We start from the raw sequence: 17,180 nt of genomic DNA on the forward strand, positions 1-17,180 counted from the left end.
AGAAAGGTCCATCGTGCCTGAGAAAATGCTGGCGGCCGTCCTCCACGCGCCCGGTGACATCCGTGTCGAGGAGGTGCCCAGACCGGAACCCGGCCCGGGCGAGGCGCTGGTACGGGTCGAGGCGTGCGGGGTGTGCGGTTCGGACATCGCCCGGATGCTGACCGCCGGCGCGCACCGCATGCCCGTCATCTGCGGCCACGAGTTCTCCGGGCGGGTGGTCGAGACGGGTCCCGGCGTGAGCGGCGCCGCCGTGGGCGACCTGGTGGCGGTGCCCCCGCTGATCCCCTGCCGGGTCTGCTCGGAGTGCCAGCGGGGCCGGTTCAGCCTGTGCCTGGACTACGACTACTTCGGCAGCAGGCGGGACGGCGCGTACGCCGGGTACGTCACGGTCCCGTCGGGCAACCTGTTCACCGTTCCCGAGCGGGTGCCGGCGGAGGCCGCGGCGATGATCGACCCGGCGGCCATCGCGCTGCACGCGATCTGGCGCACCCGCCTGGGCATCGGCAGCCGCGTCGCGGTCGTGGGCGCCGGGCCGATCGGGCTGTTCGCGGTCCAGTGGGCCCGGCTGGCGGGCGCCTCCGACGTGCTGGCGATCGATCTGAACGATCAGAAGCTGGCGCAGGCGGCGGAGGCGGGTGCGACCCACACCGCCTCCCTCGCCGAGGAGGCGCGGGACCTGGCCGGGGACGGCTACGACGTGGTGGTGGAGTCCGCGGGCAACCCGGTGACCGCCGACCTGGCGGCCTCGCTGTGCGCCCGGCACGGGGAGGCGGTCTTCATCGGCATCCCGCACGCCCCGGTCGAGCTGGCCAAGGGGACGTTCAACGACTTCCTGCGGCGGGAGGTCAGCCTGCACGGCGCCTGGAACTCCTTCTCGGCCCCGTTCCCCGGGGACGAGTGGCGGGCGACGGCGGACGCGATGGCCTCCGGCGCGCTGCGCTGGAAGTTCATGATCACCCATGAGCTGGGCCTGGAGGCGGTGCCGGAGACCATGAAGCAGCTGGGGGAACGTTCCATTTTCAGTTCGAAGGTGCTCTTCCTGCCGGGGGCCGGCACGTGAGCGCGCTGCTGGGCATCGACCTCGGAACCGAAGGGGCCCGCGTCGCCGTCTTCACCGCCGACGGAACGGTGCTCGGCACGGGCCGGCAGGGATACGCCACCACCTTCCCCAGGCCCGGCTGGGCCGAGCAGGACCCCGAGGAATGGTGGCGGGCCGTCGTCGCCGCGACCCGCGCGGCGCTGGCCGAGGCGGGCGGCCCGCCGGTGTCGGGGGCGGCGGTCGCCACCACCGCCTCCACCGTCGTCGTCCTGGACGGGGACGGCCGCCCGCTCCGCCCGGCGATCCTCTGGATGGACGGCCGGGCCGGCGCCGAGTCCGACCTGACCGCCGCCACCGGCCACGACGTGCTGCGCTACTCCGGCGGCTCGGACGCCGTGGAATGGCTCGTGCCCAAGGCGATGTGGCTGGCCCGCAACGAGCCGGACACCTACAACAGGGCCGACCGCATCGTCGAGGCGGTCGACTACATCACCTGGCGGCTCACCGGCACCTGGACCGCCTCGCGGATGAACGCCTGCTGCAAGTCCAACCACGACCCGCGCGGCGCCGGATACCCGTCCGACCTGTACGCGCGGCTGGGGATCCCCGACCTGGCCGCGAAGCTGCCGCCCGAGGTGCTGCCCGTGGGCGCGGTGGCCGGGGAGGTGACCGGCCCGGTCCGCGACGAACTCGGGCTGCGGGGCCGTCCCCAGGTCGCCGTCGGCGGCATCGACGCGCACCTGTCGCTGCTGGCCACCGGCGGCCTGGCCGAGGGCCGCCTGTCGGTCGTCTGCGGAACCTCCAACGCCTTCGTCGCCGAGATCGCCTCGCCCGTCTACACCCCCGCCATCTGGGGGCCCTACCCCGACGCGCTGCGTGACGGGTTCTGGCTGGTGGAGGGCGGCCAGGTCTCGGCGGGCTCGGTGCTGCGCTGGGTCAGCGAGCACCTGCTCGGCCTCAGCCGCGACCGGCTGCCGGAGCTGTGGGAGGAGGCGGCGCGGGTCGAGCCCGTCGAGCACGGCCTGATCGTTCTCGACTACTTCATGGGCAACCGCACCCCGCTGCGCGACCCCGGCCTGCGCGGCGCCGTCCTCGGCCTCACCCTCGGCACCACCCCGGCGCAGCTGTACCGGGCCGCCGTGGAGGGCGTCGCGTACGGCACCCGCCAGGTCCTGGACTCCTTCCTGGACGCAGGGGTCCCGGTGGAGGAGATCTACGTCTCCGGCGGCATACGGCACAACCCGCTGTGGCTGCAGACCACCGCCGACGTCCTGGGCCGCCCGCTGCGGCTCGTCGGCCGGGCCGCCCCGTCCAGGAAGGCGGGGGAGCCGGAGGCCGCGGAGCCCGGCGCGGGCGACAACCTCACCCTGCGGGCCTGCGCGGTCATCGCCGCCACCGCCACCGGGGCGCACGCCGACCTGGCCACGGCCGCGGCGGCGTTCACCCCGGTCACCACCCTCGTCGAACCGTCGGCACGGCCCGCCTACGACGACGGCTACGCCCTCTACCGGCAGGCCACCGAGGCCACCCGCGAGGTGGCGCACCGGCTGAGCCGCCCGCGCGGAGAGCCCCGTGAACGCTGACGACCCCGAGTACGAGACGCTGCTGCTGCGGGTCGCCGAGATGTACTACGAGGGCGACCAGACCCAGGAGCAGATCGGCCGCAAGCTGCACCTCACCCGCTGGAAGGTGGGGCGGCTGCTGGCCGAGGCCCGCACGGCCGGCATCGTCCGGATCGAGATCGTGCACCCGCGGCACCGGCGCCACAAGGAGGAACGGGCGCTGGTCGAGCGGTACGGGCTGCGCGACGCGGTCGTGGTGCCCGCCGACGGCGTGACCGGCGACGTCGACCTGCGCGACCGGGTGGCCGGGGTCGCCGCCCAGTACCTGGCCGACCTCAGCCCGGCGCCGCGTACCCTCGGCGTCTCCTGGGGGCGCACCCTGGACGCGGTCGCCGCGCACATCCCGCCCGGCTGGGCCCGCGGCGTCCACGTCGTCCAGGTGAACGGAGGGCTCAGCCGCTCGCGGCGGCCCACCTCGGCGTCCGACATGGCCAGCCGCCTGGCCCACCACGGCGGCGGCACCGTCACGCTGATGTCCGTCCCCGCCATCGTCGAGCAGGACGCGACCCGCAGGGTGCTGGAGAGCGACCGTTCGGTGGCGGGCGTGCTGGACCTCGCCCGGCACTGCGGCGCCTTCCTGTTCAGCCCCGGCGCCCTCGCCCGCGACTCGGTGCTGGTGGAGTCGGGCTACCTGGCCCCCGCCGACATCGACGCGCTCGCCGACCGGCACGGCGTCGGCGACGTCGTCGGCCGGTTCATCGACGACGAGGGCCGGATCGTCTGGGACGAGCTGGACCGCCGCACCCTCGGCGTGACCCTGGACGACCTGCGCGCCGGCACCTGGTCGATCGCGGTGGTCGCCGGCGCCGCCAAGCACCGCGTGTCCCGGGCGGTCGTGGCCAGCCGGATCTGCAACGTCCTGGTCACCGACCACCACACCGCCGCCTACCTGCTGGAGTCCGAATGAGCGAGCCGCAGACGAAGGGAGGGCACGGCATGGGCGCCCCGCTCCTGGAGATGAAGGGCATCGTCAAACGCTTCCCCGGCACCCTGGCCTGTGACGGCGCGAACCTCTCGGTCCGCGCGGGAGAGGTGCACTGCCTGCTCGGCGAGAACGGGGCGGGCAAGAGCACCCTGATGAAGATCCTGGCCGGGTCCTACCGGCCGGACGCCGGTGAGATCGTCCTGGCCGGGCGTCCGCTGAAGGCCACCGGGCCCCAGGACGGCATCGCCGCCGGCATCAGCGTCATCTACCAGGAACTCGACCTGGCCCCCGACCTGACCGTCGCGCAGAACCTGTTCCTCGGGCGGGCGCCCGCGCGCGGCCCGTTCGTCCGCGGGCGGGCGCGCTCGCTGGCGGCCGAGGAGTACATCCGGAAGGTCGGCGGGACGTTCGCGCCCGGCGACCGGGTCCGCGACCTGCCCATCGCCGCGCAGCAGCTCACCGCCATCGCCAAGGCCCTCACCACCGACGCCAAGGTCATCGTCATGGACGAGCCCTCGGCGACGCTGGGCTCTCGCGACCTGGAGGTCGTGTTCTCGGTCATCCGGGACCTGGTGGCCGAGGGACGCTCGATCATCTACATCTCGCACCGGCTGGACGAGGTCTCCGAGATCGGCGACCGGGCCACCGTCATGCGCGACGGACGCGACGTCGGCGTGTTCGACCTCGCCACCACCGGCCACGACGAACTGGTCGGCGCCATGATCGGCGGTGCCCGGGACCTCGTCCGCCGCGCCGACCGCCCGGTGCCCTCGGGTGAGCCGCGGCTGACCGTCGAACGGGTCCGGGTCGGCGACATCCTCGACGTCTCCGGGGTGGAGGTCCGCCCCGGAGAGATCGTCGGGCTGGCCGGACTGGCCGGGGCCGGGCGCACCACCCTGCTGAACGCCCTGTTCGGAGCGGTGCGCGGCGAGGTCCGGGCCGGGCTGGACGGAAGGCCGCTGCCGGTCGCCGGCCCGCGCACGGCGGTGCGCAACGGGCTGGCGCTCGTCCCCGAGAGCCGCAAGGAACAGGGGCTCTTCCTCGGGCTCGGCGTCGCCCGGAACGCCGCCGTCGCCGCGCTCGGCTGGGCCGCGCCCCGCTCCCGCGGCAAGCGGATCGCCGCTCCGATCCTCAAGGACCTGGGGGTCAAGCACGCCTCGCCCGACCAGCCCGTCGGCCAGCTCTCGGGCGGCAACCAGCAGAAGGTCGTCCTCGCCAAGTGGATCGCCCGGGGCATGCGGGTGCTGCTGCTGGACGAACCCACCCGCGGCCTGGACATCGGCGCCAAGGCCGACCTCTACCGCCAGGTGCGCCGCCTCGCCGACGACGGCGTCGCGGTCCTGATGGCCAGCAGCGAACTGGCCGAGCTGACCGCGCACGCCGACACCGTCTGGGTGCTGCACGAGGGCCGCAACATCGCGCGGTTCGACCCGCGGACCACCCCCGAGGCCGACATCGCCCACACCGTCATCACTGGAGCCACCCCATGACCCAGACCGCGTCCCCGACCCGGTCCGCGGGGGCCGGCGTCCTGTCCCGGCAGCGCAGCATGGACCTGCTCCGCAACGGCAACCTGCTGCTGATCTTCCTGGGGCTGTGCGTCGTGGCCTCCGTCATCGCGCCGGAGTTCCTGACCGCCCGCAACATCGCCAACCTCCTCCAGCAGTCCAGCCTGGTCGGCATCGTCGCCATCGGGATGACCATGGTCATCCTGACCGCGGGCATCGACCTGTCGGTGGGCAGCACCGCCGCCTTCGCCGGAATGCTCGTGGCGGTCCTCATCTCCGACGGCGTCAACCCGCTGCTGGCCGTGGTGGTGACCCTCGCCGCCGGGGCCTCCGCCGGAGCGCTGATGGGCGGCCTGTCGGCGTACCTGTCGCTGCCCAGCTTCATGACCACCCTCGCCGGGCTCACCAGCATCCGCGGCCTGACCTACCTCCTCACCGGCGGCACCCCCGCCGGCGGGGACCTGCCGGAGGGCTTCCAGCTGCTCGGCGGCGGCTTCATCGGATACGTCCCGATCGTCGGGATCATCTTCATCGGCGTCACGATCGTCGCGGCGCTCGTCCTGCGCGGGACCACGTTCGGCGAGTACGTCTACGCGGTCGGCAGCAACCGGGAGGCCGCGCGCCTGTCCGGGCTCCCCGTCCGCGCCGTCGGTACCGCCGTCTTCGCGATCTCCGGCCTGCTCGCCGCCCTCGCGGGCATCCTGCTCACCTCGCGCCTGACGATCGGCCAGCCCACCGCGTTCAGCGGGCTGGAGCTGGACGCCATCGCCGCGGTCGTGCTCGGCGGGACCAACCTCTTCGGCGGCCGGGGCAAGGTATTCGGTACCTTCATCGCGGTCCTGCTGCTGTCGGTGCTGAAGAATCTGTTCAACCTCGTGGGGCTGAGCTCGTTCTTCCAGATGGTCGTGACCGGCCTGATCCTGGTGGCGGCGCTCATCCTCAACCGCATCCTCGAGAACAGGGGCGAACGTGCCTGAGCTGACGACCACGCTGGACGAGGGCACCCCGACCGGTGCCGAGCTCCGTGCCTTCCTGCTGGGTTTGCCGGGTGTGGATCAGGTCGGTGTCGAGGAGCGTGCCGCGCGGCTGGCTTCTCGGTCGATCAAGACCTCGGCGAAGGCGGAGGCGATCGATCTGGCGATCTCGATGGTGGATCTGACGACGTTGGAGGGGGCGGACACGCCGGGGAAGGTGCGGGCGTTGTGCGCCAAGGCCGCCCACCCCGATCCGTCCGATCCGGGTGTGCCGAAGGTCGCCGCCGTGTGCGTGTACCCCGATCTGGTGGGGGTGGCGGTGGAGGCTTTGGCGGGCACCGGGATCGTGGTGGCGAGTGTGGCGACGTCGTTTCCGTCGGGGCGTGCGCCGTTGGAGGCCAAGCTGGCCGATACGCGTGCGGCGGTGGCGGCGGGTGCGGGTGAGATCGACATGGTGATCGATCGGGGCGCGTTCCTGGCGGGGGATTTGGTGAAGGTGTTCGAGGAGATCGTGGCGGTGCGCCGAGCGTGCGGGTCGGCGCATCTGAAGGTGATCTTCGAGACGGGTGAGCTGGTGACGCTGGACAATGTGCGGCGGGTGTCGTGGCTGGCGATGAGGGCGGGCGCCGATTTCATCAAGACCTCGACGGGGAAGGTGGCGCCGGCGGCGACGTTGCCGGTGACGTTGGTGATGCTGGAGGCGGTGCGTGATTTCCACGCGGCGACGGGTCGGCGGGTGGGGGTCAAGCCCGCGGGTGGGATCCGCACGACCAAGGACGCGATCAGGTACCTGGTGCTGGTGAACGAGACCGCGGGGGCGGATTGGCTGTCGCCGGAGTGGTTTCGGCTGGGGGCCTCCAGCCTGCTCAATGATCTGCTGATGCAGCGCCGGAAGCTGAGCACCGGTGTGTATTCGGGTCCCGACTACTTCTCCCTGGACTGATTGTGATGAGTCAGAGCATCTTCGAGTACGCCCCGGCGCCCGAGTCGCGGGATGTCGTCGATATCCGCCCGTCGTATGGGTTGTTCATCGATGGGGAGTTCACGGGCGGGGGTGGTGAGCCGTTCAAGAGTGTCGATCCCTCTAATGAGGAGACGCTGGCGCAGGTGGCGTCGGCGGATGCGGGGGATGTGGATCGGGCGGTGGCGGCGGCGCGGCGGGCGTTCGTGCGGGTGTGGGGGCCGATGCCGGGGGCCGAGCGGGCCAAGTATCTGTTCCGGATCGCGCGGTTGGTGCAGGAGCGTGCGCGTGAGCTGGCGGTGCTGGAGTCGATCGATAACGGTAAGCCGATCCGGGAGTCGCGGGATGTGGATGTGCCGCTGGTCGCGGCGCATTTCTTCTATTACGCGGGGTGGGCCGACAAGCTCTCCCACGCCGGTTTCGGGCCGGATCCGCGGCCGTTGGGTGTGGCGGGGCAGGTGATTCCGTGGAATTTTCCGTTGCTGATGCTGGCGTGGAAGGTGGCTCCGGCGTTGGCGTGTGGGAACACGGTGGTGTTGAAGCCGGCGGAGACGACGCCGTTGACGGCGTTGGTGTTCGCCGATATCTGCCGTCAGGCGGGGTTGCCTGCGGGTGTGGTGAATGTTGTGACGGGGGCGGGGGAGACCGGTCGTCTGGTGGCGGGGCATGAGGGTGTGGACAAGGTCGCCTTCACCGGTTCCACCGCCGTGGGCAAGCAGATCGCCCGCACCCTGGCCGGCACCGGCAAGCGTCTCACCCTGGAGCTGGGGGGTAAGGCCGCCAACATCGTCTTCGACGACGCTCCTCTCGACCAGGCGGTGGAGGGGATCGTGAACGGGATCTTCTTCAACCAGGGGCACGTGTGCTGTGCGGGGTCGCGGCTGCTGGTGCAGGAGTCGGTCGCCGAGGAGCTGTTGGAGCGTCTCAAGGCGCGGATGGCGACGCTGCGGGTGGGGGATCCGCTGGACAAGAACACCGACATCGGTGCGATCAACTCCGCCGCGCAGCTGGCCAGGATCCGTGAACTGTCCCAGGCCGGGGTGGCCGAGGGTGCGGAGCGGTGGTCGCCGGAGTGCGTGCTGCCTGAGCGGGGGTTCTGGTTCGCGCCGACGGTTTTCACGGGGGTGGCGTCCTCGCACCGGATCGCGCGGGAGGAGATCTTCGGGCCGGTGTTGTCGGTGTTGACCTTCCGGACTCCGGGTGAGGCGGTGGAGAAGGCCAACAACACTCCGTACGGGTTGTCGGCGGGGGTGTGGTCGGAGAAGGGTTCGCGGATCTTGTGGGCGGCGCAGCGGTTGCGGGCGGGGGTGGTGTGGGCCAACACCTTCAACAAGTTCGATCCCGCCTCGCCGTTCGGTGGTTACAAGGAATCGGGGTTCGGCCGCGAGGGCGGACGGCACGGGCTGGAGGCCTACCTCAATGTCTGACACGGGAAACACCGGCACCTCCAAGCGGGCCGCATCGAAGCCTGCCGCGTCCAAGCGGGCCACTTCTCAGCCGGTCGCCTCGAAGCTGCCCGCGTCCGAGCCGGCCGCGTCCGAGAGGGCCCCGTCCGAGCCGGCTGTGTCCAGGGAGGCTGGGGTCAGGGAGGACGCGGTGAGGCCGGGTGGGCGGCTTGCGGTGCGCAAGACCTACAAGCTGTTCATCGGGGGCGCCTTCCCCCGCTCGGAGTCGGGCAGGTCGTATGTGGTGAACGACAGCAAGGGCGCGTTCGTGGCCAACGCCTCCCGCGCCTCGCGCAAGGACGCCCGTGACGCGGTCACCGCCGCCCGCAAGGCCCAGCCGGGCTGGGCGGGGCGTACCGCCTATAACCGGGGGCAGATCCTGTACCGGATCGCCGAGATGCTGGAGGGCCGCCGGGCCCAGTTCATCGATGAGCTGCGCACCGGTGGCCTGTCCAAGACCGCCGCGGCGGCCGAGACCGACGCCGCGATCGACCGGTGGGTCTGGTACGCGGGGTGGGCCGACAAGATCGCAGCGGTCACCGGTTCGGCCAATCCCGTCTCCGGCCCGTTCTTCAACTTCTCCACCCCCGAACCCACCGGGGTCGTCGCGGTCATCGCGCCGGACTCGCCGTTGCTGGGGTTGGTGTCGGTGGTGGCGCCGGTGATCGTGTCGGGCAACACCTGCGTGGCCGTGGCCTCCGAGCCCGCACCGCTGCCGGCGGTCACCTTGGCCGAGGTGCTGGCGACCTCGGACCTGCCGGGCGGGGTGGTCAACCTGCTCACCGGGCACCGTGCCGAGCTGGCGCCGTGGCTGGCCTCCCACATGGACGTCAACGCCATCGACCTCGCGGGCGCCCCCGGCGACCAGGTGGCGGTGTTGGAGGAGGCCGCGGCCGGCAACCTCAAGCGGGTGCTGCGGCCGTCGGGGACCGATTGGGCGGCCGAGCCCGGAACCGCCCGGATGACCGCGTTCCTGGAGACCAAAACCGTCTGGCACCCCGTGGGGATCTAGGGCTTGTCTCGAAGTGGCCTCAGCCACCGCGCGAGCGCGTCGGCTGCCCGGTGGGGCGATGCCGGAGGCGAGCCTCACCGGGCAGATCGCGGAGCGATGCCGCGCTCGCACAAGGCCCGGTGAGGTACGAGCCGCCAGGCGAGTGCCGTGGGCCGGGACTTTGAGACAGAGCCTAGGGGCCAGGAAGGTTCGCCGGGTGGACGCCTCTCGCCTCCACGTTGACCTTGCGGCGAGTTGCTGCCCCGGGCGCACCGGAGGCAGCAACTCGCCCCAAGTCAACGCGCGGCCCACTCGCCGGTGATCTCACCGGGCTCGCGCGAAGTACGACGGGCACGGCCGGCGTTCCTGGAGCGTTGACTTGCGGCGAGTTGCGCCCTCCGAGGCCGCCTGACTGGCGCCGACGCAGAATCATCGTTTGCGACGCCGACGCGGCAGCGGCTGTCTACAGCGAGATCTTCCGTTCGTCGGTTCTGAGACCTCGGAGCGTCCAGAGCCCGTACAGAGCCAGCAGCGGTTTGACGATCATCCACTCGCCAGGACGGTAGTCATCCGCACGCACGAGCCTCTCGGCCAGGTCAGGGCGCTGCCGCCGCAAGTACGCCCGGGCCTTGAGTGCATGGGCCGGTTGAGAGGCGATCTTGATGCGGTCGATGTCTTCGAGCAGTGGGATCACGTTCGTGATGTTCTCCCAAGTCGTCCCGCTTCGATCTTCGAGGAGCACTGTGCCGTCGAACGCGAGCACCGACCTGGCGTAGTCGGCCATCAACCGGGCCTCTGCGGCGCCACTGCCGGTCGCACCGCCGCTGAAGATCACGCGAGCGGCCTGCGTACTGTCAGCGGCGATGGATCGGATTCCAGCGCGGACTCGCCAGCGGTTGATCAAGTTCGCTGTCGCCTGGGGATTCCGGTATCCCAGCACGACCACAGCCTCGGCAGCGCCCCCACTGTCACCCACGAGCGTTCGAGACCAGCGCCAGTTCAGCCACTCGCCCCAGGCCAGGGCTGCCGCCGCGGCTAACGCCACTCCTGTCCTTCGTCGCATGGGGGTGACTTTAGGGCACCTCGTTATCCGCGAAGGCACGAGCCTCGCTGGGAGCCACCACGCATTCTGTTAGGAGTTCAAAGGCGGCAACTCGCCGCGAGTCAACGTGTGGGTCCCCGTCCGGTGAGCGATGGTGACCACCCCGGAGCAGGTGCCCCGGGTGGCCGCCGCTTGGCCGACGGCGGCCTGTCGGGGACCTTGGTGACAGGGGACATGTCATCAGCGGTCGTCGAATGACGGGAGGGCCTCCGGCCCCGGTGTGGACCATGCCTCACCCTGGCCAGGAGCCCTTCTCGTTCCGTCGTCCGGTCGCGGGTGGCCATGACCGGACGGCGACGCCTGTCCTCTCCCAAGTGCAGGTCCTCTCGTCCCTTCACCGTGGGCCGTTTCCTAAACAGGCGCCGCTCAGCGGACCTGCGATGTTTCTGAGACAGAACGAAAGTAAGACGCTGATCAACACTCGGGTTTGGCCGGAATGGGTCATGAGTTGATCAGGATTTGATCGTTGAATAGGGTCTTCATTCGTGCCGAACGCAACGCTACGATGAGCGCGATTGAGCGGCTGGGGCCGGGGAGAGGCGCTGGGGCGAGTTTCGGCGGCCTCTTTTTCTTCGGAAGGCGTTATAGGGGCGTTCGGCTCGGGTCGCATCTCGAAGTGGCGGGGCGCTGGGGGTGGCTCTTGATACTCGTGGACGTCCGGGACCTGGTGCGCGCGTTCTATTCTTCCGGATGGCGGCCGCCCGCCGTCGGGAGCCGGCTGGCGATGTCGGTCTACGTCCGCCTGCGTCGAAGCGCGACCCCGGGCGGTGCCATCGGTGCCCTGGTGGCGGCGGCGGAGTTCAAGGCACTCCTCGGCGAGACGGTGGATCTCGAAGCGGTCGACGAGTCGGGAGCGCGCCTGGTGGTCGACGGGGAGGTCCTGGCCTTCGGGTACGACGGCGAGTGCGCCCCTCCCGGCGCGGCGGATCCGGCCTATCGCGATTGCGGCATCATCGTGCGCACCGACTACGAGAAGTACGCGGTGTACGTGCGTTCCGACTCCGGCACGGAACTGGCCTTCAGCTGGGAGGACCCGGCCGCCGAGTTCGAGGAGAGCCTCAAATATCACGGCGGGCTCGTGCGGCTGGCGAAGAACGCGGAATGGACGTTGATCTCGCGCACCGCCGCGATCGATCTGCCGGTCAGTAACATACTGGCGAACGAGCACTTCGAGTGGCGGGGCGGCGATTCAAGGGCGAGTCGCAGGATTGAAAGATTCGTCGCGGGCGGCGGGAGGTTGAAGAGCATCCTCCGGGTGCACGCGGAATTATTCCCGCACTCGGAGGAGCAGGCGGCCCTGGCGTCGCGGCGGGACTCCGGTGCGCGCATGAACGTCCTGCGCCCTGCGCTGTCGGCGACGCTCGACTACACCGGGACGCACGCCGAGGCGCAACGAGGCGACTTCGTGTCGACCTATGTCACCCCCGGCGGCACCGAGTGGTGCCGGGAGTTCCTGGTCGACAGGCGGCACGACGGCGACTTCGCCGACGACCTGAGACTCCTTGAATACAACCTGCTGTATCTCATGGGAATCCGGCGCACCAAGCTGTTCCGGGAGAAGTACGGCCGGCGCCTGTACACCATCATCCTGCCCTCGGCGGTGCTGACGCGGGACGAGGTTCCCACGCTCGTGGCGGTGCCGCTGCTGAGCCTGAGCCGCCTGCCCAATTCCACCCGCTTCAGGAGCACCGTCGGACTCACCGTGGTCGTCGTCCCGGTGGAACCCGGGCCGGGCGGGCGGTTGAAGGCGCGCAAGCCGAGCATCACCGAGGTCGGGGAGATCACGCAGGATCTGGCGCGGGCCGGCACCGTGCGGCGCGCCAGGAACGAGTACGGGATCCGTGGGCCGCTGGCCGGCCATCTGGGCATGACCGCGCCGGCCGCCACCCTGGCCGGCCTGCTTTCGGGACTGGCCGTCGACCTGGCGGTCAGGGCCTGCGGCGCGAAGGGCAGGCGGCTGGCGGCGTCCAGAGATGCCGCCGTGAAGGGGCTGCGGCAGAGCTCCGTGGGAAGTGTCTGTTACCTCGTCGACTGGCCCGGCGGAACGAACGCCCCCTGGGCCGGGTGGTGCGCGGGTGAGGACGATCGGGTGTTCGAGCGCGTCCTGCACAGGGCCGTCTTCCTGACCGACCACATGAGCCCGGCCGAGGCGTTCTCCACCAGCGAGACGGTCGACTTCCGCAGCCTGAGCGTCGGGAACGCCCACGGCGCCGACATGCTGGGGCTCACTCTCTACAACCCGCAGGAGGGCTGCAAATACGTGCTCTACCCGCGCGGGTCGGAACGATATCCCAACCATTCGATCTTGCGCTGGTTCGCCTGGCAGGTCTACCTGGACGTCGCTTTCGCCTCCGTGCGGGCCCTGCTCGGACGATTTCACGACAATATCGACACGACGAACGATCTGCGGCGGGTCCTGCGCGCGGCGCAGAATCTCTCGACCGAACTATCGGAGGTCTATGACCTGGACCTGGCCGACTTTTTCTACCGGCGGGAGTACGAAACCCTAAGATCCATCATGCATATGGACGCCGACTACGAGTACATGCGCACGAGAATGACGACGGCGCAGGGAGAATCCTCGCTGCGCGAGCAGATGCTCATGAACAACCTCGTACTCGCGCTGACCCTCTCGAGCGTGTTCGCCACCCTGGTCGTCGCCGCCGGAGAGGCCGACAAATGGAAGGCGCAGTCCTATCTCTACGGCGCGGTCGGAACGGTCGTCGGCTCCCTGCTCATCAGCTTCTGCGCCCTCGGGCCGCTGCGCAAGATCAGTTCCAGGATCTGGTCCTGGGTCGCGGGCCGGCGTCAATGAGATGAAATGACACCCATCATGAGGAGTTGGTGAATGCGCCCCGAAGCGCTTACCCGCCGTCCGGCCGACGCGCGTGTGGTCCATGACGGGCCGATCTTCAAGGCATGGCAGTGGGAACAGCGGCTCTTCGATGGAAGTTCCCGCCGCTACGAGGTGCTCACGCGGCGCGACACCGTGCTCGTGCTGCCCGTCACGCCCGACCGGCAGGTCCTCCTCGCCTCGGAACGGCAGCCCGGCGTCCGGGAACGGCTGCACACGATCGGCGGCCGGATCGAGGACGGGGAGACCCCCGAGGACGCGGCGGCCAGGGAACTGGGTGAAGAGGCCGCCCTCTCCGCGAGCAGGCTCGTCCTGTGGGCGGCATGGCAGCCGCTGAGCAAGATCGACTGGGCCGTCTACCTCTACTGGGCGGGCGGGCTCTCGGACACCGCCACCGCCGGCGCCGACCCGGGAGAGATGATCCACCTGCTGTCCCTGCCGGCGGACGACCTCCTGCGGTTCCGGGAAGTCGGGCGGATCCAGGACATGGAACTGGAGTACCGGCTCGGACGGGCCAGCATGCTCGAAGAAGAGCGGGCGATCATGGAGGACACCTTCCACCGGGCTTGGAGGGATGACGCATGAGCGCCATGCCCCATCGCACGCTGCCGGCCGTCCAGGCACGCGATCTCTACGACGCCTGCGCGGCCAGCGCGGCCGGACCGGAGGACGGGTACGGCGCCTACTGGGACCGTTGCCGGGACCTCGCCGCCGGCCGGGCCGGCGCCCCCCTACGCCAGTGGCTCGAGCCGGTCCGTGCGTACGGCCTGGGCCTGCTGTCGGGCGTGCGGCTCGACGAGCCCCTGCCCGCGACCCCGCACGAACGAGGCGCGGCACCGTCCCTGCCCGTCGCCGACGCCGTCATCGGCGCCGTCGCGGCGAGCCTCGGCGTGCTGTTCACGATCGACGGGAAAGCCGACCCGAGGCATGTCCATGACGTCCACTACATCCCGGAGGACGCACCGACCCAGCTGGGCACGGGCTGCTCGCGGCTGGAATGGCACGTGGAGGACGGCTGCCACCCGACGCGCCCGGACTGGGTCATCCTGCTGTGCTTACGGGGCGGGCCGGATGTCGTCACGTCCGTGGCCCGGTGCGAGGACATGCGGTTCTCCCGCCAGGAACGGGAACTCCTCACGGGAACACCGGTGAGGCTGAGCCTTGACGACTCCTTCCAAGGGGCCGGTGACCAGGAGTTCAGCGTGCCGACGCTCAGCACCACCCGGCAGGGACTCGAGATCATCTACGACCCCGCCTACACCGTGGCCGGCACCGCGACCGAACGGATCGTCTCGCTGGTGTCCCGCGAGGCCGCCAAGGTCAGGCACGACGTGGTCCTCCAAGCCGGTGACCTGCTCGTCTTCAACAACCGGCGGGCGATCCACGCGCGCACCGGCTTCGACCCGTCGAAGGGCTCCGGTGAACGCTGGGTCAAGCGAGCGCTGGTGCTCGCCGACCCCGCGCAGGCCCGGTGGTGCTCCCCTGGAGTCGTCCATGCCTGAAGCCGCCCGTGCGGGCCTGACCAACACCGAATACGAACGGCTGGCGCTCGCCGGGGGAGTCAACCTTTCGGACGGGCATGCCAGGATCCCTCTGGACGCGGTCCAGCGGTCCATCATCGCGACCCTGCCCGATCTCTTCCACGGCCTGGAACGGCGGAGCCAGGGCGATCTGGAGGCGGAGCTGCTGGAGGCGTTCTTCGGTCTCTGCGGCCAGCGCTCGGCACTCGACGCGCCCGGCCTGTTCCTGACCTTCTCCGCGTCCTCGGCCCTGAAGATGATCGCTCAGGTCTGCCGGCGGCGGTCGCTGCCGGTGCTCCTCATCGAGCCGGTCTTCGACAACATCCGGCACTTCCTTCAGTACGAGGAGGTCCCGATCATCGCGGTCGAGGAATCGGTCCTCGCCACCGCGGACCGGCTGCCGCGTGTCCCGGGCCCGGCCGCCCTCTGGGTGGTGCTGCCGAACAACCCCACCGGCTTCTGTCTCACCGAGGAGCAGTTCGCCGAACTCGCCGCACAGTGCCGCACCAGGGACTACACGCTCATCGTCGACGCGAGCTTCAGGCCCCATGCGCCCTCCCTCACCCAATGGGACATGTACGGGGTGCTGCGGTCCAGCGGCGCCGACCATCTGGTGGTCGAGGACACCGGCAAGACCTGGTCGCTGCACGACATGAAGGTGGGCATCAGCGTCGCCTCGGCCCGGTACGCGGCGGACCTCTACACCCTCCACGACCAGCTGCTGCTCAACGTGTCGCCGTTCCACCTCAGCGTGCTGACGGCCTTCATCCGTGACTCCCAGGAACGCGGGCTCCGCACCACCGTCGGGGCGGCGGTCGAAAGGAACCGCAGGGTCGTGCATCGGCTCGTCGACGGCGGCGGGTTCGAGCACCATGGGGACTGCCGCAACGTCCCCATGGAGCTCCTGGGCGTCCCCCAAGGGACGGACGCGCATCGCTTCTGGGAGGTATGCCGCCGCGGCGGTGTCGAAGTGCTCCCGGCGCAGAACTACTACTGGAACTCGGCCAAGGGCGATCGGCTCTTCCGGGTGCCGCTCGCGCGTCCCACGGGGGACGTCACCGCCGCCTGCGAGGTATTGCGGCGGATGTGCGAACCGGCCATGGCCAAGACGCCATGAGCGGACACCTCTCCTACGGCTTCGGGACCGTTGCCGGGGTGGTCCGCAAGGAGCCGGAGGCGTCGCGGTGCGCGCAACGCGAGGAGGACGGCACGATCTGGGTCGTTCCGCGGGTGACCGCGCTGAGCCCCCGAGACGTGCCCGCGACGGTCCGCGCCGTCCTCACCCCGGAGCCGGTGAGCATGTACTCGCATGAAGCCTCGGCCGTATGGAGGCTCGGCCCTCCCGTACTCGCCGGAGTCGACACGTCGCGCCTGGAAGACGGTGCGCGCGTCGTCGTCGACTTCGAGGAAGGCCGGCTCCGCTCTCGGCGCGGCTCCGGCGGGGCGGCGAACGGACCGGCCGGGCGCACGGTGTCTGCCCGGATCGACGTCCTGGCGGAACTCGAGACGGCCGCCGACCTCCAGGCCGCCGGCGACGCCGACGGGATCGCCGTCCTCGACATCGAGGACGTCGTCAGGATGGGGGCGGGACGAGCCCGCGACCTGCTCCGTGAGATCGGCGCGCGCGGTCACGCCACGCCGGCCGTCAGGTTCTTCGACCGGAATCCCCGCCCGGCGCCGGGGGAGCCGAGGATCGGCCGTCGAGGCGCTCGGATCGCGTCCGAGGACGCGGTGGTCGCCGAGTTCCTCCACCTCGTCGAGGCGCTGGACCTGGGCCGGGCTCCGACCGTCGTCCTGCCGATGTACGCGCATGCCCACGAGTTCGAACGCTTCGCCGAAAGGATGGCCCCCCTGACCGACCGGCTGGGGGTCACGGTGGAGTGCGCCGAGGCGGCGCTCTGCCTGGGGCGGATCATGCCGTACTGCTCACTCGTCGAGATCGGGCTGAACGACCTGACGCAGTTCAGCGTCGCCTGGGACAGGGACGTCGTGAACAGCGAGGTGATGTCGCCATGCCGCATCAGCGAGGGCGTCGCCGCCCTGATCGCCCGCGTATCCGCGACCGCCGCGGGCGGCCGGGCGCAGTACTCCCTGGGCCTGGATCTGCGGCCGTCCCCGGAACTCGCCGAGCAGATCGCCGGCCTCGGCGTCCCCGCGATCTCCTGCCCCGCGCCGCTCGCGGCCAGATGGCGCGCCATCGTGCCTCGTCCGAAGGCTTGACGGTCCAGGCGGGTCCAGG

At 70.6% G+C, this 17,180-nt stretch carries 14 protein-coding genes; 13 read left to right on the forward strand and 1 reads right to left on the reverse strand.

The window, feature by feature from the left end:
- The first annotated feature begins 13 nt into the window (after positions 1 to 13).
- The 8 genes from IW256_RS16245 to IW256_RS16280 all read left to right on the forward strand — a co-directional run bounded on the left by IW256_RS16245 (position 14) and on the right by IW256_RS16280 (position 9,486).
- Positions 14 to 1,060 (forward strand): galactitol-1-phosphate 5-dehydrogenase, encoded by a 1,047-nt coding sequence (locus tag IW256_RS16245; RefSeq protein WP_197011784.1) that lies wholly within the window; start codon positions 14 to 16, stop codon positions 1,058 to 1,060.
- Positions 1,057 to 2,622: an FGGY-family carbohydrate kinase gene (locus IW256_RS16250; RefSeq protein ID WP_197011785.1), complete on the forward strand. Its 1,566-nt coding sequence runs from the start codon at positions 1,057 to 1,059 to the stop codon at positions 2,620 to 2,622. The genes IW256_RS16245 and IW256_RS16250 overlap by 4 nt, the downstream gene beginning before the upstream one ends.
- Positions 2,612 to 3,568 (forward strand): sugar-binding transcriptional regulator, encoded by a 957-nt coding sequence (locus tag IW256_RS16255; protein WP_197011786.1) that lies wholly within the window; start codon positions 2,612 to 2,614, stop codon positions 3,566 to 3,568. Before IW256_RS16250 ends, IW256_RS16255 begins: the two co-directional genes overlap by 11 nt.
- A complete protein-coding gene (locus tag IW256_RS16260) occupies positions 3,565 to 5,076 on the forward strand; it encodes a sugar ABC transporter ATP-binding protein (protein ID WP_197011787.1) in 1,512 nt (503 codons plus the stop codon). The genes IW256_RS16255 and IW256_RS16260 overlap by 4 nt, the downstream gene beginning before the upstream one ends.
- Complete coding sequence (locus IW256_RS16265) at positions 5,073 to 6,071, forward strand: ABC transporter permease (protein WP_197011788.1); 999 nt, start codon at positions 5,073 to 5,075, stop codon at positions 6,069 to 6,071. Before IW256_RS16260 ends, IW256_RS16265 begins: the two co-directional genes overlap by 4 nt.
- Positions 6,064 to 7,011, forward strand: a complete 948-nt coding sequence (gene deoC / locus IW256_RS16270; RefSeq protein WP_420535410.1) for a deoxyribose-phosphate aldolase — start codon at positions 6,064 to 6,066, stop codon at positions 7,009 to 7,011. Before IW256_RS16265 ends, deoC begins: the two co-directional genes overlap by 8 nt.
- 5 nt (positions 7,012 to 7,016) lie before the next feature.
- Positions 7,017 to 8,456 (forward strand): aldehyde dehydrogenase family protein, encoded by a 1,440-nt coding sequence (locus tag IW256_RS16275; RefSeq protein WP_197011789.1) that lies wholly within the window; start codon positions 7,017 to 7,019, stop codon positions 8,454 to 8,456.
- A gap of 169 nt (positions 8,457 to 8,625) precedes the next feature.
- Complete coding sequence (locus IW256_RS16280) at positions 8,626 to 9,486, forward strand: aldehyde dehydrogenase family protein (protein WP_307828910.1); 861 nt, start codon at positions 8,626 to 8,628, stop codon at positions 9,484 to 9,486.
- A 442-nt stretch (positions 9,487 to 9,928) separates the two neighbouring features.
- Here IW256_RS16280 and IW256_RS16285 read toward each other — a convergent pair whose 3' ends face one another.
- Positions 9,929 to 10,528, reverse strand: coding sequence for a YdcF family protein (locus IW256_RS16285; RefSeq protein WP_231403810.1), 600 nt, complete (start codon positions 10,526 to 10,528; stop codon positions 9,929 to 9,931).
- A 505-nt stretch (positions 10,529 to 11,033) separates the two neighbouring features.
- Between IW256_RS16285 and IW256_RS16290 the strand changes: the two genes are divergently transcribed.
- The 5 genes from IW256_RS16290 to IW256_RS16310 are packed head-to-tail and all read left to right on the forward strand — an operon-like array spanning position 11,034 to position 17,161.
- On the forward strand, positions 11,034 to 13,382 hold the full coding sequence (locus IW256_RS16290) for a hypothetical protein (protein WP_197011790.1): 2,349 nt from the start codon (positions 11,034 to 11,036) through the stop codon (positions 13,380 to 13,382).
- A gap of 33 nt (positions 13,383 to 13,415) precedes the next feature.
- Positions 13,416 to 14,006, forward strand: coding sequence for an NUDIX hydrolase (locus tag IW256_RS16295; protein WP_197011791.1), 591 nt, complete (start codon positions 13,416 to 13,418; stop codon positions 14,004 to 14,006).
- A complete protein-coding gene (locus IW256_RS16300) occupies positions 14,003 to 14,923 on the forward strand; it encodes a TauD/TfdA family dioxygenase (RefSeq protein WP_197011792.1) in 921 nt (306 codons plus the stop codon). The genes IW256_RS16295 and IW256_RS16300 overlap by 4 nt, the downstream gene beginning before the upstream one ends.
- Positions 14,916 to 16,058, forward strand: coding sequence for a pyridoxal phosphate-dependent aminotransferase (locus IW256_RS16305; protein WP_197011793.1), 1,143 nt, complete (start codon positions 14,916 to 14,918; stop codon positions 16,056 to 16,058). Before IW256_RS16300 ends, IW256_RS16305 begins: the two co-directional genes overlap by 8 nt.
- Positions 16,055 to 17,161: a putative PEP-binding protein gene (locus tag IW256_RS16310; protein WP_197011794.1), complete on the forward strand. Its 1,107-nt coding sequence runs from the start codon at positions 16,055 to 16,057 to the stop codon at positions 17,159 to 17,161. The genes IW256_RS16305 and IW256_RS16310 overlap by 4 nt, the downstream gene beginning before the upstream one ends.
- Positions 17,162 to 17,180 lie beyond the last annotated feature (19 nt).

This window comes from Actinomadura viridis (genome assembly GCF_015751755.1).
Lineage (GTDB): Bacteria > Actinomycetota > Actinomycetes > Streptosporangiales > Streptosporangiaceae > Spirillospora > Spirillospora viridis.